The sequence below is a fragment of the Streptomyces yokosukanensis genome (assembly GCF_001514035.1).
GTDB lineage: Bacteria > Actinomycetota > Actinomycetes > Streptomycetales > Streptomycetaceae > Streptomyces > Streptomyces yokosukanensis.
On sequence record NZ_KQ948226.1, the window covers coordinates 1 to 21,847 of the forward strand.

The 21,847-nt window shown below is 71.4% G+C and carries 23 protein-coding genes and 3 pseudogenes; 16 read left to right on the forward strand and 10 right to left on the reverse strand.

The genetic code is table 11. From position 1 onward, the window contains the following. Positions 1-205 precede the first annotated feature (205 nt). From AQI95_RS36650 to AQI95_RS36665, 4 genes are all read left to right on the forward strand, one after another. Positions 206-736: a carbonic anhydrase gene (locus tag AQI95_RS36650; RefSeq protein WP_107121860.1), complete on the forward strand. Its 531-nt coding sequence runs from the start codon at positions 206-208 to the stop codon at positions 734-736. Between the two features lie 192 nt (positions 737-928). Further along, a complete protein-coding gene (locus AQI95_RS36655; RefSeq protein WP_208614357.1) occupies positions 929-1,918 on the forward strand; it encodes an MBL fold metallo-hydrolase in 990 nt (329 codons plus the stop codon). 500 nt (positions 1,919-2,418) lie between these two features. Next, positions 2,419-3,633 carry an FAD-dependent oxidoreductase gene (locus tag AQI95_RS36660; protein WP_067134497.1) on the forward strand — a complete coding sequence of 405 codons (1,215 nt, stop codon included), beginning with the start codon at positions 2,419-2,421 and terminating at the stop codon, positions 3,631-3,633. A gap of 240 nt (positions 3,634-3,873) precedes the next feature. After that, the gene (locus AQI95_RS36665) at positions 3,874-5,091 is read left to right on the forward strand and encodes an FAD-dependent oxidoreductase (RefSeq protein ID WP_067134501.1); all 1,218 of its coding nucleotides are present in this window, start codon (positions 3,874-3,876) and stop codon (positions 5,089-5,091) included. 329 nt (positions 5,092-5,420) lie between these two features. Here AQI95_RS36665 and AQI95_RS50435 read toward each other — a convergent pair. The 3 genes and pseudogenes from AQI95_RS50435 to AQI95_RS48485 form a co-directional block, all read right to left on the reverse strand. Then, positions 5,421-5,717, reverse strand: a pseudogene (locus tag AQI95_RS50435) (TetR-like C-terminal domain-containing protein); the annotation flags it as partial. Between the two features lie 90 nt (positions 5,718-5,807). Next, positions 5,808-6,575, reverse strand: a complete 768-nt coding sequence (locus tag AQI95_RS36670; RefSeq protein ID WP_067134502.1) for a dienelactone hydrolase family protein — start codon at positions 6,573-6,575, stop codon at positions 5,808-5,810. 243 nt (positions 6,576-6,818) lie between these two features. Further along, entirely contained in the window at positions 6,819-7,070 is a 252-nt protein-coding gene (locus tag AQI95_RS48485; RefSeq protein ID WP_067134504.1) for a hypothetical protein, read from the reverse strand. On the opposite strand from AQI95_RS48485, the gene AQI95_RS50230 reads away from it, so the two are divergent. Next, a complete protein-coding gene (locus tag AQI95_RS50230; protein WP_341849493.1) occupies positions 7,047-7,148 on the forward strand; it encodes a hypothetical protein in 102 nt (33 codons plus the stop codon). The genes AQI95_RS48485 and AQI95_RS50230 overlap by 24 nt on opposite strands. 210 nt (positions 7,149-7,358) lie before the next feature. Here the strand turns inward: AQI95_RS50230 and AQI95_RS36680 are convergent, their stop codons facing one another. Beyond that, entirely contained in the window at positions 7,359-7,736 is a 378-nt protein-coding gene (locus tag AQI95_RS36680) for a winged helix-turn-helix transcriptional regulator (protein ID WP_067134506.1), read from the reverse strand. A 164-nt stretch (positions 7,737-7,900) separates the two neighbouring features. Between AQI95_RS36680 and AQI95_RS36685 the strand changes: the two genes are divergently transcribed. Continuing rightward, positions 7,901-8,869: an NADP-dependent oxidoreductase gene (locus AQI95_RS36685; RefSeq protein WP_067134509.1), complete on the forward strand. Its 969-nt coding sequence runs from the start codon at positions 7,901-7,903 to the stop codon at positions 8,867-8,869. A 24-nt stretch (positions 8,870-8,893) separates the two neighbouring features. Continuing rightward, complete coding sequence (locus tag AQI95_RS36690; protein ID WP_079071774.1) at positions 8,894-9,340, forward strand: GlcG/HbpS family heme-binding protein; 447 nt, start codon at positions 8,894-8,896, stop codon at positions 9,338-9,340. A 115-nt stretch (positions 9,341-9,455) separates the two neighbouring features. Here the strand turns inward: AQI95_RS36690 and AQI95_RS36695 are convergent, their stop codons facing one another. Continuing rightward, positions 9,456-9,914 carry a MarR family winged helix-turn-helix transcriptional regulator gene (locus AQI95_RS36695; RefSeq protein WP_067134513.1) on the reverse strand — a complete coding sequence of 153 codons (459 nt, stop codon included), beginning with the start codon at positions 9,912-9,914 and terminating at the stop codon, positions 9,456-9,458. 134 nt (positions 9,915-10,048) lie between these two features. On the opposite strand from AQI95_RS36695, the gene AQI95_RS36700 reads away from it, so the two are divergent. Beyond that, positions 10,049-11,131, forward strand: coding sequence for an SDR family NAD(P)-dependent oxidoreductase (locus AQI95_RS36700; RefSeq protein WP_159056641.1), 1,083 nt, complete (start codon positions 10,049-10,051; stop codon positions 11,129-11,131). Between the two features lie 89 nt (positions 11,132-11,220). Beyond that, a pseudogene (locus AQI95_RS49330) lies at positions 11,221-11,337 on the forward strand (IS5/IS1182 family transposase); the annotation flags it as partial. Here AQI95_RS49330 and AQI95_RS36705 read toward each other — a convergent pair. After that, positions 11,307-11,987, reverse strand: coding sequence for a serine/threonine-protein kinase (locus AQI95_RS36705; RefSeq protein WP_341849496.1), 681 nt, complete (start codon positions 11,985-11,987; stop codon positions 11,307-11,309). The pseudogene AQI95_RS49330 and the gene AQI95_RS36705 sit on opposite strands and share 31 nt — an antisense overlap. A 266-nt stretch (positions 11,988-12,253) precedes the next feature. Here AQI95_RS36705 and AQI95_RS36710 point away from each other — a divergent pair. Then, a pseudogene (locus tag AQI95_RS36710) lies at positions 12,254-12,514 on the forward strand (AAA family ATPase); the annotation flags it as partial. 24 nt (positions 12,515-12,538) lie between these two features. Continuing rightward, entirely contained in the window at positions 12,539-13,642 is a 1,104-nt protein-coding gene (locus AQI95_RS36715; protein WP_067134521.1) for an XdhC family protein, read from the forward strand. Positions 13,643-13,762: 120 nt separating this feature from the next. Here AQI95_RS36715 and AQI95_RS36720 read toward each other — a convergent pair whose 3' ends face one another. Further along, entirely contained in the window at positions 13,763-14,251 is a 489-nt protein-coding gene (locus AQI95_RS36720) for a metallophosphoesterase family protein (protein WP_425264949.1), read from the reverse strand. Positions 14,252-14,395: 144 nt separating this feature from the next. Here AQI95_RS36720 and AQI95_RS36725 point away from each other — a divergent pair, with 144 nt between their 5' ends. Genes AQI95_RS36725 through AQI95_RS36735 form a run of 3 tightly spaced genes read left to right on the forward strand, consistent with a single transcriptional unit; the run spans position 14,396 to position 16,834 of the window. After that, complete coding sequence (locus AQI95_RS36725; protein ID WP_067134524.1) at positions 14,396-14,833, forward strand: MarR family winged helix-turn-helix transcriptional regulator; 438 nt, start codon at positions 14,396-14,398, stop codon at positions 14,831-14,833. Beyond that, positions 14,830-16,236: an MFS transporter gene (locus AQI95_RS36730; protein ID WP_067134526.1), complete on the forward strand. Its 1,407-nt coding sequence runs from the start codon at positions 14,830-14,832 to the stop codon at positions 16,234-16,236. The genes AQI95_RS36725 and AQI95_RS36730 overlap by 4 nt, the downstream gene beginning before the upstream one ends. A gap of 7 nt (positions 16,237-16,243) precedes the next feature. Next, positions 16,244-16,834 (forward strand): hydrolase, encoded by a 591-nt coding sequence (locus AQI95_RS36735; protein ID WP_067134528.1) that lies wholly within the window; start codon positions 16,244-16,246, stop codon positions 16,832-16,834. A 62-nt stretch (positions 16,835-16,896) separates the two neighbouring features. Here AQI95_RS36735 and rfbB read toward each other — a convergent pair whose 3' ends face one another. Continuing rightward, positions 16,897-17,868, reverse strand: a complete 972-nt coding sequence (rfbB, locus tag AQI95_RS36740; RefSeq protein ID WP_067134530.1) for a dTDP-glucose 4,6-dehydratase — start codon at positions 17,866-17,868, stop codon at positions 16,897-16,899. Positions 17,869-18,055: 187 nt separating this feature from the next. Here rfbB and ctaD point away from each other — a divergent pair, with 187 nt between their 5' ends. Together ctaD and ctaF are read left to right on the forward strand one after the other, a co-directional pair. Beyond that, positions 18,056-19,720, forward strand: coding sequence for an aa3-type cytochrome oxidase subunit I (gene ctaD / locus AQI95_RS36745; RefSeq protein WP_067134531.1), 1,665 nt, complete (start codon positions 18,056-18,058; stop codon positions 19,718-19,720). Then, on the forward strand, positions 19,717-20,100 hold the full coding sequence (ctaF, locus tag AQI95_RS36750; protein WP_067134533.1) for an aa3-type cytochrome oxidase subunit IV: 384 nt from the start codon (positions 19,717-19,719) through the stop codon (positions 20,098-20,100). The genes ctaD and ctaF overlap by 4 nt, the downstream gene beginning before the upstream one ends. On the opposite strand, the gene qcrB is transcribed toward ctaF, so the two are convergent. Both qcrB and AQI95_RS36760 read right to left on the reverse strand, forming a co-directional pair. Then, the gene (gene qcrB / locus AQI95_RS36755) at positions 20,036-21,529 is read right to left on the reverse strand and encodes a cytochrome bc1 complex cytochrome b subunit (RefSeq protein ID WP_079071776.1); all 1,494 of its coding nucleotides are present in this window, start codon (positions 21,527-21,529) and stop codon (positions 20,036-20,038) included. The two genes, ctaF and qcrB, sit on opposite strands and share 65 nt — an antisense overlap. Further along, positions 21,526-21,801, reverse strand: coding sequence for a hypothetical protein (locus tag AQI95_RS36760; RefSeq protein ID WP_067134535.1), 276 nt, complete (start codon positions 21,799-21,801; stop codon positions 21,526-21,528). Before AQI95_RS36760 ends, qcrB begins: the two co-directional genes overlap by 4 nt. Positions 21,802-21,847: the final 46 nt, after the last annotated feature.

The window sequence follows — 21,847 nt, forward strand, 5'->3', positions numbered from 1 at the left end:
GGCACGTCGGCCTCGCAGGACCCGACTCGCGCCTCGGCGCCGACGCGCCGTGTCGGATCACGCAAGGCGTCGACCTGGGTGATCACGATGTGCCGCAAAGTCGAGTGGTACGGGAGGCGGCGGCAGGCCAGGATTGGGGGCACCCGGAGGTCACCGTCGGCGTCACCGGGGTCCAGGCTCAGAGCGACAAGGGGTTACCGTCACAGTGATCGACACGGACGAGCTGACCAAGCGGAACGCCGGGTTCGCAGACGGCGGATCATTCGCCGACCTCAAACTGATGCCCAGTGGCAGTCTGGCGGTCATCGGATGCGTCGACCCTCGTGTCGACCCGTCCGACGTGCTCGGGCTCAAGCTCGGCGAGGCAGCGGTGATCCGCAACGTCGGAGGGCGGGTCACGCCCGAGACACTCCGGACGCTGGAGATGCTCTCGAAAGTCGTCCAGGCCCGTACGGGCGGCCCGCGCCCGGGTGACGTCCACTATGCGGTCCTGCACCACACCGACTGCGGGATCACGGACCTGGCCGCGTTCCCCGAGCTGCTGGCCGGTTACTTCGAAGTTCCGGCCGGAGACCTGCCAGCCGAGGCGGTCACCGACCCGGTCGCCGCCGTCCGCGTCGACGTCGACGTCCTCAAGCAGAAGCTTCCGACCGGAGTCTTCGTCTCAGGGCTCGTGTACGACGTGGCCACCGGGCTCATCGACGTCGTCGTCCCGCCCGCGCGAGTGGAAGCATGACACCGCGCGGCGCGCGCGGCCGGTCCGGCCGGCGCGAGTGCCGTGGGCCTGCGGCTTGTACCGGGATCTGCTGCCCTGACCGGTCGTATCGGCGGAGAGGCGCTTTCCAGCATGTGTGACGATCACGGGCACTCGGCGGCCGAGGCGGCATGGTCAGCGCCTCGCCTCGCGGAAGGACCGGCTGTCGACCCGGTGACGCTGCCCGAGGTCGACGAGGTCAGGGTCACGACGATGGTCGACAACACCTTCGACGCCCTGCTGGCCTCCGCCGAAGGCGTCACCCGGGCGTCGCCGGGCGCCGGGCGGACCGCCGCGCGGCAGTTCGCCGGCGGCGAGGCCTTCGCGGGGCTGCGTGCCGAGCACGGCTTCTCCGCCCTGGTCACCGTCCGCAGCGGGAACGCGAGCAGCACGCTGCTGTTCGATACCGGCGCGTCGCCGGACGGACTGGCGGTGAACGCCGAGCGTCTCGGCATCGATGTCGGCGACCTGCAAGGCGTCGTGCTCAGCCACGGACACTTCGACCACGCGGGCGGCTTCGACGGCCTGGCCCGGCTGCGCGGGCGCTCCGGCCTTCCGCTGACCGTCCACCCCGCGGTCTGGACCCGCCGTCGCCTGGCACTGTCCGCAGGCCAGGGTCTGGAGATGCCCACGCTGTCACGGGGTGCACTGGAACGCGAAGGGTTCGAGGTGATCGAGCGGCGGCAGCCGTCGCTGCTGGCCGGTGGCATCCTGATCACCGGCGAGGTGGACCGCGTCACCGAGTTCGAGCACGGCATGCCGCAGGCACACCAAGCCTGGGACGGGAACGACTGGCGACACGACCCCGTCGTCATCGACGACCAGGCACTCGTCGTCAACGTGCGCGGCCGGGGGCTTGTCGTCATCACCGGGTGCGGCCACGCCGGAGTGGTCAACATCATCCGGCACGCCATGCGGCTGACCGGAGTCAGCAGACTGCTGGCTCTCATCGGCGGCTTCCACCTGAGCGGCCCCGCCTTCGAGCCGGTCATCGGCCCGACGGTGGCCGCGCTCACCGAACTCGCACCCGAGCTGATCGTCCCCGGTCACTGCACCGGGTGGCGAGCCCAGCACACCCTCGCCGCAGCCCTCCCGGACGCGTGGGTGCAGACCAGCGTCGGAACCACCTACACACTCAGCGCCCCACAGGCCGGCGATGCCTGATCCCGGCTCAGCAGTCCCGGCTCGACCGGTGCAGCAGGAAGTGCGGCGCCGGCGGTACGCGAACTGGCGGGCGAACAGGCAGGAGCCGGTCGGCCTTCCAGTGGCAGACGCCATGAACGGTCCGCTCCAGTTCGCGCCCGGCCGTGGTCAGGCGGTAGTTGCCACCTCACGCAACGCACGTCCTGGCCGTGGTGATCACGTGCGGGGCGCCCGCCGCGCCGACACCGGCCTCCGGACCTGACCCGTTTCCGGCCGCGGGCGGGGCCGTCCACTCGACCACCCGCGGTCGGACGGCTGAGCTCGCCGCCTGCTTCGCGGTGGGCCGGCGGGTGTCGATACGCCCTGGGGCTCATCGGGGAACCTGTGCTAGCGTTTTTGACGGACGTACGAAAGTCACGGTCCGGTAGGTAGTCCGGATGGCGAACAGTCGCTCGTACAGTGCCCGTTGAGGCACACCCTGTGCGTCCCTTTTCGTTTCATGATCGAGAAGGGACACGACTGTGTCGGATCTGCATGTCGTCATCGCCGGGGGCGGGCTGGGTGGCCTGGCCCTCGCTCAGGGGCTCCACCGGGCGGGGCTCAGCGTCGCCGTCTACGAGAAGGACCCCGGCCCGGCGTTCCGCAACCAGGGCTACCGCATCCGGATCAACCCCGACGGCATCACCGCTCTCAAGGCGTTGCTGACGCCGCCGACGTACGAGGTCTTCGCCGCCACCGCCGGAACCCCCGGGTCGCGGATGGACACCTTCGACCACCAGCTGAACCTGCTGCACGCCCAGGAACTGCCGCCCGTCCCAGGCCTGCCCGGCGACGGGAACCTGGCGGTCAACCGGATGACGCTGCGCCAGATCCTGCTTTCCGGCCTGGACAAAGCAGTGCACTACGGCGCCCGGCTCACCCGCTACGACGTCGACGCCTCGGGCTCGGTGACCGCGCACTTCGCTGACGGCACCAGTGCCTCCGGCGACGTGCTGATCGGTGCCGACGGGGTCAACTCGGCGGTCCGCGAGCAGTACCTGCCCAAGGCCCGGGTCGTCGACGCCGGACTGCGGCTGCTCTACGGCAAGGTCCCCTTCGCCGGCGACGAGGCCCGATCCCTGCTCCCGCCCGAACTGCTCGGGCTGTGGACCACCGTGGTCGGCCCGCAACGGCGCTTCGTCGGACTCGCCCCCGTGCAGTACCGCGAACCGATGGACCAGGTGACAGCCCGGCTGGCCCCCGGCGTCGGACTCAGCGACGACAGCGACTACCTCGCGTGCGTCTTCGGCGCTCGCCGGGAGCAGTTCCCCTGCAGCGACGCGGAGCTGTTCGCCATGACCGGCGCGGAACTGCAGGCGCTGACGTTGTCCCTGGTAGAAGGCTGGCACCCGCAGCTGATCGAGACCGTGGCCCGCCAGGACTCCACCTCGGTCTTTCCGGTCTCGGTGCGCACCAGTGTGCCCGTCGCCGCCTGGGAGACCACCGCGGTCACCCTGCTCGGCGATGCCATCCACGTCATGAGTCCCGCCATCGGCGTCGGCGCGAACACCGCACTGCGCGACGCCCGCGTCCTGACCGACCGCCTCGTCCAGTCTGCCGGCGGTCGGCCTCTCTCCGAGGCCCTGCATGCCTACGAGGAGGAGATGCTCGGGTACGGCTTCGACGCCGTGCGCGACTCGGCCGCCCGTGGACACCGCCTGGTGGGCCAGGACCCGCTGCCCGCCCCACAGGCATAGGCGCAGGCGCAGGCCGGTCCGGCGCCCGACCGCACGCCGAACCGCGCGAACCGGTGGCGGGGCCCAGGCCCTGGCTCCGCCACCGGGGGACGCCGGGCCCAGGGGTGAACCCCGAGCGTCCGCGACACCACCGCAGAACAGACCGGCTGCCCGCGCACCCGGCGTCCGGCGCGTCGCCGCGGCCGGGGTCCACGCGGTCACCGGAACGCGTACCCAGCACACCTTCGAGGAGGAACTGCCGTGCCCGCTCTCCGTGTCGCCATCGCCGGCGCCGGGCTCGCCGGACTGGCATTGGCCCACCACCTTCACGGCCACGGCCTGGACGTGACCGTCTACGAACGCGATCCCGATCTGACCAGCCGCAACCCGGGCTACCGGCTGCACGTCAACTCCACCGGAACCACCGCCCTGAGCAGCGTGCTGCACCCGCGACTCGGTGAACTGTTCGTGGCCACCGCAGGCATCCCCCGCCAGGACGCCCTGCTGTTCGACGAGCAGCTCGCCCCGGGCCCGGCCCGGGACCTCAGCGCTTCGCGCGGAGTCGGCACCCCGGCCTCGGACCTCCCCGAACACCTCGTGGTGGACCGCTCGACCCTGCGCAGGATCCTGTACACCGGGCTGGAGGACGTGGTGCGCTTCGGCGCCTGGGTCACCGGCTACCACCACGACGCGGACGCCGGCGTCACCGTGCACCTCGCCGATGGGCTCCGCGCCGACGCCGACGTGCTCGTCGGCGCGGACGGCATCAACTCCGCCGTGCGGGCCAGGCGTCTGCCCGACCACAATGCCGTCGACCTGGGGGCACGACACATCGCCGCGAAGATCCCCCTCACCGACCGCACCAAGGTCCAGATCCCGCGAAAGCTCTACTCGACGTTCACGTTGATCAACGGCCCGCACCACGACGTGGTCACCTTCGCCCCGCTGGAGCGCGGCAACCCCCACACCCCACTGGTCCGCGACCGGGACCAGGCGTTCCGGGACGAGGCCGCAAAGGACTTCGCCCTGGGCATCTTCAGCGCGACGACCTCCCGGATGCCCTCGGACGCCGACCTGTACACGACAGACCCCGCCGCACTGAAGAAGTACGCCCTGGACCGGGTCTCCTCCTGGCACCCCGACGTGACCACGCTCATCGGCCTGTGGGACGTCGCCACCGTACAACCGCTGACCCTGCGCAGCCACGTCCCCGCCGCTGCCTGGCAGCCGACGAACGTGACAGTCATGGGCGACGCCGTCCACGCGATGAGCCCAGCCCTCGGCCTCGGGGCCAACACCGCGCTGAGGGACGCCCAGATCCTCGGCGCCGAACTGCTCGCCGCGGCCCGCGGCCACAAACCCCTGCGGTCCGCTGTCGGCGACTACGAGAACGCCATGCGCGCCTACGGATTCGACGCCGTACGCGCATCCGCGCTCATGGGCGAACGAGTCATCGGGCACCGTCCGCTGCCCGCTTGAGCCCGCCGCCAACTGCTGCTTGCGGTAGGCGTTCGCGGACACGAGCCGGCGGTCTCGCTGTCGCTGTGGAAATCGGGGAGGCTCGTGTCAACGAGGACGGCGCCGGGGATCCGGTGCGGGTGCTGCCTGACGGGTGACGTCACGGGCTGCGCCTTGGGGGCCGTGACGGCGTGTCGGGACCGTGTCCCAGTCCGCTCGTCTTCCGTCAGCTCGGCGCGGGCGCCGCACCGTCGAGGACGAGGTCGACGATCCGCAGGCTCACCTGTTCCGGGTCCAGCTGGTCGGTACTGCCCGATGCCATGCGGGCGAGGAGCCGGGGGGGAGACGAGGAGGTCGGAGATCAGGTCGGGGTCGGCGTCGGGGCGGATCTCGCCTCGTTGCACGCCGCGTCGTAGGACACGGTTCATGGCTTCCCGGCGGGGAGCGACGATCTCCTCGCAGTAGCGGCTGTGCAGCCTGGGGAAGGTCGCGGCCTCGGCGTTGAGGGCGCGCAGCATGCTGCTGGCCCGTCGGTCGGCGACGCGCTCGGCCAAGGCCTGCAGCAGGAGCGCGAGGTCGCCGCAGGTGTCGGTGCCGGCCGGCGAGGGCCGCGGTTTGTTGATCAGGGTGGCGCCGGCGGCGACCATGCATTTGCTGCGGTAGTTGTGAATACGTCTCCGCGATCGAGCAACCGCCCGAATGCGTTTCTGCTGTACGGACTTGAGGGGAGTGGACTGTCAGTGCCCGGGGCCAGCATGCTTACCTGGGTCATGCCCCAGATCCTCCGTCACGGGCAGGCACTCGGCGAGCAGGTCGACGACGTCGCGCCAGGCGCGCTGCGCGTGCCGTGGGTGGTAGCCGACGCCGGGACGCACGGTGTGGTCGACCGGCGGGTGGTGGAAGGCGTGCAAGGCGCCGCCGTAGACCGTGAGGCGCCAGTCGACGCCCGCAGCCTGCATCTCAGCGGTGAACGCGTTCCGTTGCGCGGGCGGCATGATCGGGTCTTCCGACCCGACCCCGGCCCACACCGGGCAGCGAATGCGCGCCGCCTCGCCCGGTCGGCCCGTGGTCAGTGCGTTGACTGTCCCGATCGCGCGCAGGCTGACGCCGCCGCGCCCGAGTTCCAGCCCGACGGCACCCCCCGTGCCATAGCCGAAGGCGGCGATCCGGTCGGGGTCGGTCCGCGGTTCGGTGCGCAACACATCGAGCGCCGCATGGCCGATGCCTCGCATCCGCTCGGGATCAGCGAGCAGCGGCAGGCAACGGGCCAGCATCTCCTCGGGGTCGCCCAAATAGCGCCCGCCATGAAGGTCGAAGGCCAGCGCTACATATCCCAGCTCGGCGAGAGCATCGGCCCGGCGGCGCTCGACGTCGCTGAGCCCCATGCCCTCTGGTCCGAGCAGCACCGCGGGCCGGCGGTCGACACCGGCCGGGAGCGCGAGGTGCCCGATCATCGTCAAACCGTCGGCCGGATACTCGACCGTACGCGTCGTAATCGTCGTCATGAGACTGGACTGTAGTGATCGTCGGGCCCGGTCCGGCCGGTGTTCTGCCGCTGGCAGAGCAGCGCGGGTATCCCTCTGAAATACGGCGAGGGCCCACAAGAACCGTCACAAACCCCGCCCCCACAGCAGCGCTATCGGATCACCTGCCCGGGCCACGGTGTTGGAGGCTGACCCTCGCAGCAGGATTCTGGGGTATGCCGGCCCGCTTCCGTGAAGGGCGTCACCAGCTAGTTCCCTCACGGCTCAGGCAGCCTGGCCGAGACCGGCGGCGGTCAGGTCCTGCTCGCGCAGCGGGGTGAAGTCGACGTCGAGTTTCGGGTCGTACGCCTCGGGCTGGATGCCGAGTTCGTGGGTGCTGTACTCGCCGAACCGGTTGATGTGTTCGGTCAGGTACGGCGAGATGCAGGTGGCGTTCTTCCCGAGACCTGCGGCATCAGCGACCACGGCGCCCTGCTGGTCCGCCCCGACCAGGTGATTGCCTGGCGCACCGCCCACGCCGCCCCGGATGCCCGCACGGCCCTCGCCGCTGCCACGCGACGAGCGTTGGGGGCCGACCGCCCCGCAGCACGCTGAGGCAGCTTCGGCCGACGGTCACAACGAAGTTGCCGAAGCAACCATTCAAGTACTCGTGTCGGCCTGCGCGAAAAGGTGGCGAGTTCGCGCCGGGTATCCGTCACGCACGGTTGGCGGCATCGGCCGCGTTGCGGTTCCTGGCCGGCCAGCGGGTGTTCCACGCCGCCGGGTCAGGTGTTGATGCCCTCTCAGATCCGCGTCCTGCCCGGGTCACCGCACGGCCGGCTCAGGGGTGAGGGCGTTGTCGATGTTGTCCTCGACCCAGGCGCGGAGCGCGTTGAGCGGGATCGCGGCGCTCTGGCCGAGGGGGGTGAGGGAGTACTCGACGTGCAGGGGGACGGCGGGGTAGACCGTGCGGTCGAGGATGCCGAAGTCTTCCAGGCGGCGCAGCGTCTGGGTGAGCACCTTGGGGCTGACGCCCTGGAGTTTGCGCTGCAGCTCTCCGAACCGCTGCGGTCCGTCCTCGAGGGCGCCGATGGCCAGGGCGGACCACTTGTTGGCGAGAAGGTCGAGCAGGGCGCGGCAGGGGCACTGCGCGGCGTAGACGTCGTGGTGCGCGTGCTGGCCGCTGGGGCAGGTGGTCGTCATGCTCGCTCTCCTCACCAGGTAACTTCCCAATGGGAAGTACTAGACCTTGAAGGTAACTATATCCGTGGGGATAGCTTCGTCGACGTCGGCAGGGGCCGCCACCGGCCCCCGCAAGACGCCCTTTTCAGGATGCCTTTTCAGGATGCCTTCTCAGGAGATGACGCATGTCCGCAGACATGATGCGCGCAGTGGTCCAGGACGGTTTCGGCGGTCCGCAGGTGCTGCGGGTCCAGCAGGTGGCACGCCCGGTGCCGCTGCCCACCGAGGTGCTGGTGCGGGTGCACGCGGCCGGGATCAACCCGGTGGACTGGAAGACCCGCGGTGGCACCGGCATGGCCGGGCTGCTGGGTGAGCCGCCGTTCACCCTCGGCTGGGACGTGTCCGGTGTGGTGGAGGAGGTCGGCTTCGGTGTGACCACGCTGAAGGCCGGCGACGAGGTGTACGGCATGCCGTGGTTCCCGCGTGTGGCGAACGCCTACGCCGAGTACGTGACCGCACCGGCCCGGCAGTTCGCCCGCAAGCCCGCCGCCCTCGACCACGTGCACGCCGCCGCCGTGCCACTGGCGGCGCTGACCGCCTGGCAGGCCCTGGTCGACACCGCCCACGTGCGAGCCGGCCAGCGCGTCCTCGTCACCGCCGCCGCCGGTGGGGTCGGCCACTTCGCCGTCCAGTTCGCCAGGCACCTGGGCGCCCACGTGATCGCCACCGCCAGTGCCGCCCGCCACACCTGGCTCGAAGAGCTCGGCGCCTACGAGACCATCGACTACACCACCACCCGCTTCGAGGACGCCACCGCCGACGTCGACGTCGTCATCGACCTGGTGGGCGACGCACACGACAGCACCAGCACCCGCTCGCTGAAGGTGTTGCGCCCCGGCGGCCTGCTGGTCGCGATCCCGGCGGGCGTCTCCCCGGAGCTGGCACAGGCCGCCGAGACGGCCGGCGTGCGAGTCACCCCGTTCCTGGTCGAGCCGGACGGTGCGGCCCTGACGACGATCGCCGACCTGATCGACGCCGGCCACGTCGCCGTCGAGGTGGAGGACACCTTCCCGCTGGAGCGGGCCGATGCGGCCCACGCCCGCGGCGAGTCCGGCCGCACCCGCGGCAAGCTCGTCCTCACCGTCGACAACTGACCGCGCATCAGCAAAGGGAAGTCCATGAACACTGACAGGCTCCAGATGTCGTCCCCCGCCTCCTCGATCACCCAGGCAGCCGCCGGCGCACTCATCGCGGCGGTGCACACCGCCGCAGCGCGGATCGGCTTCGCGGCGGCCGTCGCCGTCACCGACGCGGGCGGGCATCCGAAGGCGTTCGACCGGGCCGACGCCGCCCCCTTCCTCACCGCCGAGGTCGCCCTCGACAAGGCGTGGACCGCTGCCTCCTTCCACATCCCCACCCACACGTGGAACGACTACCTGGCGAACGCGCGCGTCGCGCCGCTGGCCGGTCACCCGCGTCTCATGGCGGTCGGCGGCGGCTACCCGATCATCGACAACGGCCGGTGCGTCGGCGGCCTCGGCATCTCCGGCGGCAGCTACGAGCAGGACCAGCAGGCCGCCGAGCAGGCCCTGACCGCCCTTGGTTTCGAGGTGCCCGCTCACTGACCGCTCCTCCTCCCGACCGGCGAAGTCGGCACAAGGCCGGCTGACCGCAGCAACCCGCGTCCAGGCCGAACCCGACGCCTCCGACGTCGGAACGTCCGGGCCGGGAGTTCCGGGCCTACGCCGGTTGCGGCTTGTGGCTGTCGAGCAGCTTGGCGAGCAGGGACTGGAGCTGTCGCCGTTCCGCGGTGTCGAGGCCGGCGAGCAGCTCGGCCTGGACGGCATCGGCGTGCTGCTGGAGTTCTTCGAGATGCCGCCTTCCAGCGGCGGTGACAGTGACAAGGTTGCGGCGCCGATTGGCGGGGTCGGCCTGGCGGTCGACCTGGCGGTCGCTTTCGAGGCGGTTGAGGATGCCGCTGACGTCATTGCGGTCGAGGCCGAGGCGGCGACCGATCTCGGCCTGGCTGAGCGCACCGTACTCCTCCAGCGCTGCCAGGACGGCGAAGTCGGCGCGGGCGCTCAAGGGCATGCGTTGCGCGGTCAGCCGGGCGCCGAGCGTCGACACCTTGTTCGCCTGCCAGCTGGCGAGCCCACGCAGCCGGGCCGGGGGTTGGAACGCGTGATCCGTGTCAGCCATTTCCCCACTCTAACTGTTGGCCATCCCAACACGCATCGGCTATGTTGGGTGAGCCAACGTTGGCCTGGCCAACACGATGGCGGGGTGGGCGACGCACGGTCGCCTGCCCCGCACCGCTCCCTAGGAGTGATCTCATGCACAGCAGCACTGCACTTCCTGATCTGTCCGGTCGCCGGGTCGTGGTTCCGGGCGGCACTGGCGCTGTGGGCGAAGGTGTCGTCCGCGGCTACCTCGCGGCCGGTGCGGACGTCGTCGTCCCGACCCGCACGCAGGAACGGGCGGAGGAGTTCCGGCGCCTGCTCGGTGACTCGGCGACGGACCGCCTGCACCTGGTGGTGCACGACTACACGACCTTCACCGGTGCGGAGCAGCTTGCCGACGAGATGGAGCGCAGGCTCGGCGGCGTCGATGACGTGGTGGCCCCGATCGGTGGATGGTGGTCCGGCAAGCGACTTTGGGAGATCGACGAGAACGACTGGCAGAGCGCCTTCGTCGGGCTCGCGGCCGCGCACATGGCCGTCGTACGAGCCTTCCTGCCCCGGCTGAAGACCCGCGGGGCCTACACGCTGATCGTCGGGGCTTCGTCGTCCACACCGGTGCCGGGCAGCGGCCTGGTCAGCATGGAGCAAGCCGCCCTACTGATGATGCGGCAGGTCCTGGAAGCCGAACTCGACGGACAGCAGCGGGTCTTCGCCCTGGTTCTCGGTCCGGTCAGGACCCGTCTCGTCGAGTCCGGCGATCCGGACTGGGTGAGTGCCGACCAGGTCGGTGCCATAGCCGTCGCGGCCTCGGGCGCAGTTGCGACGGGTGGCCGGGAGATCCGGCTGCGCAGCCAGGCCGAGGTGCACGAGGCACTGGCACTGCTCCGGGCCGGCCGGCCCGCCGGGACCGGCACGGTCGTCGCCGTGTCCACGATGGCGCCCGCAAAGGGACGCCGCGCGGACCTCGTCGAGGTGCTGACCGGACTCGCCCCGCAGATCCGCGCCGAACCGGGCTGCCTGCACTACTCGGTACACCGCGCGCGCGGTGATGCCGACGGACCGCTGCTGGTCATCCAGATGTTCACCTCGATCGAGGCGTTCAGGGCCCACAGCGCGGCCGTGGCGGACCAGATTCCGAGGATAGGCGCCCTCCTTGCCACGCCCCCCGCGCCACCGACTCTCTTCGAACCGGTCTCCCGCTCCGCTCTCATCGAGGAGGTCGGCAACGACGCGTAAGAGGCCACGTAGATGGGCGGCCGGCAGACCGGGACAGCACAGGTTCCGTGATCACGGAGTTGCGACGCTCTGCGAACACCGGAGATTCGGTGCCTGCGCCGCCTTCTCGGCTGACCGAACCGCCGTGCGGCCAATTCGCCTCCTTGTGGCCACAGAGCCCGGTATCCGATCCGGCTCACCCTCCGGGCTGCCACCGACGCCGGATCAGCGTCGCGGGTCCCGCCGGTCTGCGGAACGGGGATCGGCCGCCGCAGACCGTGGCAGGGGGCGCGCCCACAGACCAGAGGCAGGAGGCCGGTCCGGCCTGCGATCCCGTCACCCGCTCCGGCACCATGAACTCCAGGGAGCCGACCAGTTCGCCGGTGACGGTGAGACCGTCACCGTCATCGAGGGCCGCGATGCCGAAGTCGGTGAGGACGGCGTCGTCGTCGCGGCGCAGCAGGACGTTGGCGGGTTTGACGTCGCGATGCAGAGCGCCGGCCGCGTGCACGGCTTCCAACGCGTCGAGCAACAGCAGGCCCAGCGCGGCGGTGTGCTGCGGTGTGAGCGGCCCGGTCTCGGTGATGCGGTGCGCCGGCGAGGGCCCCTCGACGAGTTCCATGACGATCCACAGCCGGTCCTCGGACTCGACCAGATCGTGGACGCCCACCACGTGCGGGTGCGGCACCCGGGCGACCGCGCGCGCCTCTCGGATCGGCCGGTGCAGCCGTGTGCGGTGATCCGCGTCGTCATGGGTGAGGATGTGCAGTTCCTTGGCGGCCACCGGCCGGTCCGGCAGTCGGTCGTGGGCACGCCAGACCGTGCCCATGCCGCCTCGGCCGAGGACGTCTTGGAGCAGATACCGATCGGCGATCAGCGCGCATCACTGGTCCCCTCATGAGTGACGACGGGTATCGCGCAGTGCAGCAGAGGGCGACGTCGAGCGGCGATGGATCAACGCTCGGCAGAAGCCGCTCACAGCGCTCGCCGCGACCGGAGCACGGCCGTAGGGTGACCTACATCACGCCAGATGGCTGATTCGATCACCTCGGGTGGCCGGCTCCCTCTCCCGGACGGCCAGAAGGGCACATGATCCACATCTCGGTGAACGTGGACGCACCAGGTCGGTGAGGAGGTCTCGGCATGACCGACCAGGCCGTCGCACGCGAGGTCGACCGCCGGTGGGACGGGGCGGGGCATCTCGTCGGCGAAGCGCTGGGCGGGACCGCGCCCGCCTCCGCCTTCGCCGACGCGCTCGGCGCGCCGTTGATCCGGCTGCGGTGCCATGGGGGCATCGACGCCTCATCGGCCCTGTACGACTGGGACTTCCCGCGCCGGCTGCCGCGCCTCAGGGCCGCCGAGGCGGCCGGGGTCACGGACGCGGACCGGCTGGAGAGCGAGCTGCGGATCGGGTGAGAGGAGCGGATCGTGCGTGAGATTCTGCCGACGCTGGCACGCTGGCACGCGGCCGGGGTTCCGTTCGGTCTGGCCACGGTCGTGGCGGTCAGCCGCAGCGCGCCGCGCGGGCCCGGTGCCGCGATGGCGGTCGGACCGGACGACGAGGTCGTGGGCAGCGTCTCCGGGGGCTGTGTCGAGGGGGCGGTGTTCGAGCTGGCGCAGGAGGTCGTGGCGAGCGGCGAGGCGCGCCTTGCGACATTCGGCTACAGCGACGAGGACGCGTTCGCGGTCGGGCTCACCTGCGGCGGTGAGATCACCCTGCTGGTACGGCCGGTGACCCCCGCCTCGGACCCGGCGTTCGGCGCGGTCGCCGCGTCGGTCGCCGCGGGCGAGCCGGTGACCGTGGCCACGGTGGTGGACGGGCCCGCGCCGCGCGGCGCCACGCTCACGGTCTGGCCGGGCCGGGCGGCGGGCACGCTCGGCACGAGCGGCCTCGATGCCGCCGTCACCGCCGACGCGCGCGGCGAACTCGCCCTCGGTGCCTCGGCCCAGCGGCACTACGGGCCGCGCGGCGAGCGCCGCGAGGACGCCGTCACCGTGTTCCTGCAGTCGTTCGCGCCGCCGCCGCGCATGCTGGTCTTCGGTGCGATCGACTACGCGGCCGCGGTGGCCCGGATCGGCGACTTCCTCGGCTACCGGGTCACCGTGTGCGACGCCCGACCGGTCTTCGCGACCCCCAAGCGCTTCCCGGCGGGCGCCGAGGTCGTGGTCGACTGGCCGCACCGCTATCTCGCCGCCACGGCGACCGACGACCGCACGGTGATCTGCGTGCTCACCCACGACCCGAAGTTCGACGTGCCGCTGCTCCAGGAGGCCCTGCGCCGCCCGGCCGCCTACATCGGGGCGATGGGCAGCCGGCGCACCCACGACGAGCGACGCGAGCAGTTGGCCGAAGCCGGTCTGACCACGGCCGAGCTGTCCCGGCTGCGCTCGCCGCTCGGACTCGACCTCGGGGCCCGTACCCCCGAGGAGGTCGCCGTCTCCGTGGCCGCCGAGATCGTCGCCCTGCGCTGGGGCGGCAGCGGCGCGCCCTTGACCACCACCGCCGGAGCGATCCACCCGCGTGCCGCCTGACGCCTTCGGGTCGGGCACGTCGGGGAGCTGCACCACGAGTCCACCGTCCCGTCCCGGCCGACGACGCCTCGCACGCGCGCCTCGACATCGAAGGGGTCGCACCCTGTCTGCCACATGTCCCTACCGCTGCGGCAGACGGTGCAGGGTCACCTCGCTCAGTACTCCGTCGGCGACGGTCGCCGTCATATAGGTGCAGCGGGGCTGGCGGCGGCGGTCGGTCGGGGAACCGGGATTGAGCAGGCGCAGGCCGGTCGGGGCGGTGGTGTCCCAGGGGATGTGGCTGTGGCCGAAGACCAGCACGTCGAGGTCGGGGAAGCGGGCGGCGCAGCGGGCCTCGCGGCCCTGGGCGGGGCCGGTCTCGTGCACGACGCCGAAGCGCAGGCCGCCCAGCTCGGCGTACGCCACTTCGGGCAGTCGCGCCCGCAGCCGCGGGCCGTCGTTGTTGCCGTGGACCGCGACGAGCCGCCGGCTTCGGCTCTCCAGGAGGTCCAGAGTGGCGGTGTCCACCCAGTCGCCGGCGTGGAACACGACGTCCGCGTGCGGGAGTTCGGCCAGCAGCTGGTCCGGGAGCCGCGCGGCACGCTTCGGGAGGTGGGTGTCGGCCACCATCAGCACGCGCACAGGGCCAACGTAACCCGAGGCGGCGGACGACCGGCGGCGGAAGGCGGTCGGCGCGTCATCCGGACATATTAATCAGGTGAAACTGAACAGTTCCAGCTGGACAGTCACGGCTGTCGGCCCTACGCTGGCCGCATGGCTGACATCTCCGATTCCGCCGCCCGCGCCGCGCGCGATCTGCGCGTGGTCTTCAGCCGGCTGCGGCGTCGTATCCGCGAGGTCGCGCAGGACACCGACCTCAGCCCGTCGCAGGAGTCGGCGCTCACCCTGGTCGGCAAGCACGGGGCCGCCACGGCCAGCGCGCTCGCCGCCGCCGAGGGCGTGCGCCCGCAGTCGATGGCGACCACACTGGCCGCGCTGGACCAGCACGGTCTGATCCGGCGCGCCCCCGACCCGGACGACGGCCGCCGCCAGCTGGTGACGCTGACCGACGCGGGCCGGGCGCGCATCGAGGGCAACCGGCAGGTGCGTGAGGAGTGGCTGGCCCGCGCCTTCCAGGACCGCTACACCGAGGAGGAGCGGGAGACCGTCCTGAGGGCACTGGAGCTGATGCAACGGCTGTCGCAGACGTGATACCGAGGCTCACCGCACGCGCCGCGCGGGCCACCCGGCCCGCTCCGACCGGATTCGACCGCCGGCTCGTCCCGCCGATGGTCCTCGGATCGGTCCTCAATCCGATCAACTCCTCGATGATCGCCGTGGCTCTCGTGCCGATCGGCGTCGCCTTCGGAGCCCCACCCGCCGAGACCGCCTGGCTGGTCTCGGCGCTCTACCTGGCCACGGCGGTCGGGCAGCCCGTCATCGGCCGTCTGGTGGACATGTACGGCCCGCGCAGGCTCTACCTCGCCGGTACGGCCCTGGTCGGCATCGCCGGCGTGCTCGGCGCCCTCGCCCCCTCGCTGGGCGCGCTGATCGCGGCCCGCGTCCTGCTCGGTCTCGGGACGTCGGCGGCGTACCCGGCGGCCATGCGGCTGACCCGCAGCGAGGCCGAACGCACCGGGCAGGACAGCCCCGCGGGCGTGCTGGCCGCGCTGGCCGTCGCCAACCAGACGGTGGCCGTCGTCGGGCCCGCGCTCGGCGGACTGCTGATCGGCCTGGGCGGCTGGCGTGCCGTCTTCACCGTCAACGTGCCGCTCTCGGCGGCCTGTCTGGTGCTCGGCGCGCTGCGGCTGCCCCGGTCCGAGACCCGGCGGCGCAGCGTCGACGTGCCCGGCATGGCCCTGTTCGCGCTGGTACTGGTCGCGTTGATGCTGTTCCTGATGCACCCGAGCGCCGACCGCTGGTACCTGCCGTTGCTGTCCGCCGCCGCGGCCGCCGGATTCACGGTGCGCGAGCTGCGGGTGCCGGACCCCTTCGTCGATCTGCGCGTCCTCGGCGGCAACGGCCCGCTGCTCACCACCTACCTGCGCCAACTCCTCGCCTACACCACCTCCTACGCCTTCATGTACGGCTACACGCAGTGGCTGGAGCAGGGGCGCGGGCTCGGCGCCTCCACCGCCGGCCTCGCGCTGCTGCCGCTGTCGGCGACCGCGCTGATCGTGTCGACGCTCACCGGACGTCGGGAGGCGGTGCGCGCCAAACTGCTCGTCGGCTCAGTGCTCCAGATCGTGGGCTGCGCGCTACTGCTCGTCGTGCGCGCCGACAGCGCGCTGTGGCTGCTGCTCGCGATCGGTGCCCTGCTCGGCATCCCGCAGGGCCTCATCGGCCTGGCCACGCAGAACGCCCTGTACCGGCAGGCGGATCCGGAGCGGATCGCCTCCTCGGCCGGGCTGCTGCGGACCTTCATGTACCTCGGCGCGCTGGGCTCGTCCGCCGCCACCGCGGCGTTCTACCCGCACCGCGCCGACACGGCCGGGCTGCACGGCCTGGCCCTGTTCATGCTCGCCGGCTGCGTCCTGTTGCTGGCGACGACCCTGCCGGACCGTTCCCTCGGCCGGCTCACCCCCTCGTCCGTCACCACCCCTGGAAAGGCCTGACCGACTCATGTCGCTCACCACGCTCGACCCCCGTACCGCCCTCGTCGCGATCGACCTGCAGAACGGCATCACGGCGATGCCGACCCAGCCGTACACCGGCCCCGAGGTCGTCGCGCGCACGGCCGAACTCGCGGACGCCTTCCGCGCCCGGAACCTGCCCGTGGTCCTGGTCCGCGTCTCCTTCGCCGCCGACGGCGGGGACGTCCTGCCCGGCCGCACCGAGCAGCAGGTCCGCGGCCTCGCCTTCCCCGAGGGCTGGGACGTCATCGTCGACGAACTGTCCGGCCACGCCGGCGACATCCACGTCACCAAGCACAACTGGAGCGCCTTCCACGGCACCGACCTGGAGGTCCAGCTGCGCCGCCGCGGCATCACGCAGATCGTGCTGACCGGTGTCGCGACCAGCATCGGCGTGGAGTCCACCGCGCGCGACGCCTACGCCCACGGCTACCACGTCACCCTGGCCACCGACGCGATGGCCGACGCCTCCGCCGAGGCGCACGCGAACAGCGTCGAGCGGATCTTCCCGCGCCTCGGCGAGAGCGGTACGACGGCCGAGATCCTGGAGCTGCTCGCCAAGACCCACGCCACCGCCTGACCCGACCGGCCGAGCCGGCTCCTTGCCGCGGGATTCCCGTACGTCCGGCGCGAGGGGCCGGCTCAGCGCACGCTCCGCTCCTTCAGCGGCTCCCACCAGGCGCGGTGGTCCCGGTACCAGGCGACGGTCTCGGCGAGCCCGGTGGTGAAGTCGCGGCGCGGGCGGTAGCCGAGTTCGTCGCGGGCCTTGCTCCAGTCCACCGAGTAGCGCAGGTCGTGGCCCTTGCGGTCGGGGACGTGGGCCACGCGGTCCCAGCCCGCCCCGCACGCGTCGAGGAGCAGTCCCGTCAGCTCCCTGTTGCTCAGCTCGGTGCCGCCGCCGATGTTGTAGACCTCGCCGGGACGTCCCCCGGTGCGCACGAGGTCGATGGCGTGGCAGTGGTCGTCGACGTGCAGCCAGTCGCGGACGTTGCGCCCGTCGCCGTAGAGCGGCACCTTCAGGCCGTCGAGCAGGTGCGTGACGAAGAGCGGGACGATCTTCTCGGGGAACTGGTGCGGGCCGTAGTTGTTGGAGCAGCGAGTGACCCGGACGTCCAGGCCGTGGGTGCGGTGGTGGGCGAGGGCCAGCAGGTCCGCGGAGGCCTTGGAGGCGGAGTACGGCGAGCTGGGGGCCAGCGGGTGGGTCTCCGGCCAGGAGCCGGTGTCGAGGGAGCCGTAGACCTCGTCCGTGGAGATGTGCACGAACGGCCCGACGCCGTGCCGGAGGGCCGCGTCCAGCAGGGTCTGGGTGCCGAGCACGTTGGTGCGCACGAACTCCCCCGCGCCCTGTATCGACCGGTCGACGTGCGACTCGGCGGCGAAGTGCACGACCTGGTCGGTGTCGGCCATCAGCTTGTCCACCAGGCCGGTGTCACAGATGTCGCCGTGCACGAAGTCGAGACGGGGGTGGCCGAAGGGGAGGTTGGTGAGCGTGCCGGCATAGGTGAGCCTGTCCAGCACGGTGACGCGGGGCGCCTCGGGCGAGTCGTCGGCGAGGAGCGTACGGACGTAGCGGGAGCCGATGAACCCGGCGGCGCCGGTGACGAGGAGTTTCATGGACGGACGTGCACCTTGCTGTGGTCTGCGGGGACGAGTCGGCGGGCCGCCACCCTAACCGCGACCGGCCGGATCCGGCCTCTGCCCCTGTGCGGGGAGCGTCACGACGGCACGGCTGCGCCGCCCGCGGGAGTTTGTCGGGAGGGAGTCCCGGGTAGCGTGACGCGCGATGACGGAACTATCGGAAATGTCGGAAATCGATGAGGTTGTCGCGCGGTACACGGCGCCCGCACCGCGCCCCGGCCGCACCCTGCTGCGCTGGATCGCCACCGCCGACCACAAGGTGATCGGCCGGCTCTACATGGTCACCGCGTTCTGCTTCTTCCTGTTCGCCGGGCTGCTCGCCCTCGCCATGCGCGCGGAACTGGCCCGGCCGGGCCTGCAGTTCCTGAGCGAGCAGGGCTACGACCAGTTCTTCACGATCCACGGCACGATCATGATGCTGCTGTTCGCGACCCCGATGTTCGCCGGTTTCGCCAACGCCGTGATGCCGCTGCAGATCGGCGCGCCCGACCTGGCCTTCCCGCGGCTGAACGCGATGTCGTACTGGATGTATCTGTTCGGCGGCCTGATGGTGGTCTCCGGTTTCCTGGTGCCCGGCGGGGCGGCGGCCTTCGGCTGGTTCGCCTACGCGCCGCTGAACAGCGCCTACTTCTCCCCCGGCGCGGGCGGTGACCTGTGGGTGATGGGGCTGGTGGTCTCGGGTGTGTCGACGACGCTGACCGCGGTGAACTTCGTGGCCACGATCCTGTCCCTGCGCGCACCGGGCATGACGATGTTCCGGATGCCGATCTTCACCTGGAACGTGCTGTTCACCTCGGTCCTGATCCTGCCCGCGTTCCCGGTGCTCACGGCGGCGCTGCTGGTGCTGGAGGCGGACCGGAAGTTCGGGGCGCACGTCTTCGACGCGGCGAACGGCGGCGCGCTGCTGTGGCAGCACCTGTTCTGGTTCTTCGGGCATCCGGAGGTGTACATCGTGGCGCTGCCGTTCTTCGGGATCGTCTCGGAGATCCTCCCGGTGTTCTCCCGCAAGCCGCTGTTCGGCTATCTGCCGATGGTCGGGGCCACGATCGCGATCACCATGCTGTCGGCGGTGGTGTGGGCGCACCACATGTTCGCCACCGGCGCGGTGCTGCTGCCGTTCTTCTCCGTCATGTCGTTCCTGATCGCCGTGCCCACCGGCATCAAGTTCTTCGCCTGGATCGGGACGATGGTCCACGGCTCCGTGTCGTTCGAGACGCCGATGCTGTGGTCGCTGGGATTCCTGGTGTCCTTCCTGCTCGGCGGGCTGAGCGGAGTGCTGATCGCCTCGCCGCCGCTGGACTTCCATCTGACGGACACCTACTTCATCGTGGCCCATCTGCACTATGTGCTGTTCGGCACCGTGGTGTTCGCGATGTTCGCCGGGTTCTACTTCTGGTGGCCGAAGTTCACCGGGAAGATGCTGGACGAGCGGCTCGGCAAGCTGCACTTCTGGCTGCTGTTCCCGGCGTTCCAGCTGACCTTCCTGGTGCAGCACTGGCTCGGCGAGGCCGGCATGCCGCGCCGGTACGCGGACTATCTGCCCGAGGACGGCTTCACCCTGCTCAACAGCCTGTCCTCGGCGGGCGCGTTCCTCCTGGGCGTCTCCACCCTGCCGTTCCTGTACAACGTCTGGCGCACCGCCGCCACGGGAGTGCGGGTCGCCTCGGACGACCCATGGGGGTGGGGGCGGAGCCTGGAGTGGGCGACGTCCTGTCCCCCGCCGCGGCACAACTTCCTGGCGCTGCCCCGGGTGCGCTCGGAGTCGCCCGCCTTCGACCTGCACCACCCGGAGATCGTGCGCCGGGCCGACGAGGAGGGCGTCCGGTGAGGGCGGAGGCGATGCTGTTCGGCGGGGTCGCGGTGTTCTTCGGCGGGTCCGCGGCGCTGTACGGGGTGTGGTCGCAGGACGCGACGGGCACGGTCGCGCTGGTCGTCGCGTGCGCGATGGCCGCACTGGTCGCGTTCTTCTGCCTGATCCAGTACGTGCGCCGGGGAACGCGGGCGCAGGACCGCGCCGACGCGGAGGTGGCGGACGCGGCCGGGCCGGTGGCGTTCTTCCCCGACGAGAGCCCGTGGCCGATCGTCGTCGCGCTCGGTTTCGCGGTGACGGCGACCGGGGTGGTCTTCGGACTGTGGCTGTTCCTCATCGGTCTGGGCGTTCTGGCGCGCGGGGTGTACGGGATGGTGTTCCAGTACGCGCACCGATGAGCGCCCTGCGCGGGGCGCCCGGCCGGAACGCCGCGACGGGCTCGTGGTCGCTCTCGTAGCCGCCGGTGACGCTCTGCCGGATCTCTCCCGTGGGCACGCCGTCGGCCAGCCGCTCGCTCTCGGCCGCCGTCAGGGCCCGGCACAGCCACCGGGTCACCAGGAAGGCGAGGAGGGGGGCCGCGATCAGGGCGACGCGCAGCACCCAGGTAAGGCCGTTGACGGAGATGCGGAAGGTCTGGGCGACGACGTCGTTGCCGCCGGCCAGCAGCAGCACGCCGTAGAAGACCGTGCCCGCCACGCCGAGGCCGGTGCGCACGGGCCGCTCGCGGGGGCGGTCGCACAGGTGCCACTCGGTGCGCCACTCCCCCGTCAGGCGCTGCTCCACGAACGGGTAGGCGTACAGCACGGCGAACAGCAGGCCCGGCAGGACGATCGCGGGGAGCAGCACGTTCCACATGAGGGTGTGGCCCGCGACGTTCGTCTCCCACGCCGGGACCAGCCGCAGCGCGCCCTCCAGGAAGCCGACGTACCAGTCCGGCTGGGAGCCGGTGGAGGCCTGGTCGGGGCGGTAGGGGCCGTAGTTCCAGACCGGGTTGACCTGGGCGAGGCCGGCGAGGAGCACCAGCAGGCCGGTGGCGATGACGGCCAGGCCGCCGGAGGAGGCGGTGAACTGCGGGAAGAACGGCTTGCCGACGGCGTTGCGCTGGGTGCGGCCCGGACCGCGCCACTGGGTGTGCTTGAGGTGCACCACCAGGATCAGGTGCACGGCGACCAGGGCGATCAGGGCCCCCGGAAGCAGCAGGACGTGTGCCGGGTACAGGCGGGTGACGATGTCGTGGCCCGGATACTGGCCGCCGAACACGAAGAAGGCCGCGTACGTGCCGACCACCGGGATCGACAGCATGATGCCCTGCGCGATCCGCAGCCCGGTGCCGGAGAGCAGGTCGTCGGGGAGCGAGTAGCCGGCGAAGCCCTCGGCGAGCGAGACCACGAACAGGGTCAGACCGATCACCCAGTTCAGCTCGCGGGGCCGGCGGAAGGCGCCGGTGAAGAAGATCCGCAGCAGGTGTACGCCGATCGCGGCGACGAAGACCAGCGCGGCCCAGTGATGGGTCTGCCGCATCAGCAGTCCGCCGCGCACGTCGAAGCTGATGTGCAGGGTGGAGTCGAAGGCGGCCGACATGCGCACGCCGCGCAGTGGCGCGTAGGGGCCCGCGTAGACGACCTCGCGCATCTCCGGCTGGAAGAACAGGGTCAGCCAGACCCCGGTCAGGATCAGCACCAGCAGGCTGTAGAGGGCCAGTTCGCCGAGCAGGAAGGACCAGTGGTCGGGGAACGCCTTGCGCAGCAGTGCGCCGCCCTCGAGCGCGGGCAGCCGGGCGTCCGCCGCGTCCACCAGCCGCTCGGCACGGCGGCCGGCACGATTCATGCGTCCTCGGGCTCCGCCGCCGCGCGGGCCACCTCGGCCTCGACCTCGGGGCGCGGCCGGCCGGTCTCCTTCGCGTAGTCGCTCAGTGCGGTCTGCACGTCCCGTTCCAGGTCCCGCCAGGCGCGCAGCGCGGTCTCGTAGGTGCCCGACTGGGCGCCGGTCATGCCCCGCTCGGCCGGCGGGCCGTAGGCTTCCCGCAGTTCCTCGACCGTGGTGTGGGCCGCGTCCGCCGCGCGCTGCTTCTGCACGAGTTCTTCGAAGGTGTTCGGCACACCGATCGACCCTAGGTACCGCCGCCCTGACATGCCCTTCCGACCT

Bases quoted from the DNA above. Each gene is read 5' to 3' on its own strand.
- AQI95_RS36670 (WP_067134502.1), bottom strand. From the start codon at position 6,575: ATGACGACGATTACGACGCGTACGGTCGAGTATCCGGCCGACGGTTTG.
- AQI95_RS36680 (WP_067134506.1), bottom strand. From the start codon at position 7,736: ATGACGACCACCTGCCCCAGCGGCCAGCACGCGCACCACGACGTCTAC.
- AQI95_RS36685 (WP_067134509.1), top strand. From the start codon at position 7,901: ATGTCCGCAGACATGATGCGCGCAGTGGTCCAGGACGGTTTCGGCGGT.
- AQI95_RS36690 (WP_079071774.1), top strand. From the start codon at position 8,894: ATGAACACTGACAGGCTCCAGATGTCGTCCCCCGCCTCCTCGATCACC.
- AQI95_RS36695 (WP_067134513.1), bottom strand. From the start codon at position 9,914: ATGGCTGACACGGATCACGCGTTCCAACCCCCGGCCCGGCTGCGTGGG.
- AQI95_RS36700 (WP_159056641.1), top strand. From the start codon at position 10,049: ATGCACAGCAGCACTGCACTTCCTGATCTGTCCGGTCGCCGGGTCGTG.
- AQI95_RS36720 (WP_425264949.1), bottom strand. From the start codon at position 14,251: ATGGTGGCCGACACCCACCTCCCGAAGCGTGCCGCGCGGCTCCCGGAC.
- AQI95_RS36725 (WP_067134524.1), top strand. From the start codon at position 14,396: ATGGCTGACATCTCCGATTCCGCCGCCCGCGCCGCGCGCGATCTGCGC.
- AQI95_RS36735 (WP_067134528.1), top strand. From the start codon at position 16,244: ATGTCGCTCACCACGCTCGACCCCCGTACCGCCCTCGTCGCGATCGAC.
- rfbB (WP_067134530.1), bottom strand. From the start codon at position 17,868: ATGAAACTCCTCGTCACCGGCGCCGCCGGGTTCATCGGCTCCCGCTAC.
- ctaD (WP_067134531.1), top strand. From the start codon at position 18,056: ATGTCGGAAATCGATGAGGTTGTCGCGCGGTACACGGCGCCCGCACCG.
- qcrB (WP_079071776.1), bottom strand. From the start codon at position 21,529: ATGAATCGTGCCGGCCGCCGTGCCGAGCGGCTGGTGGACGCGGCGGAC.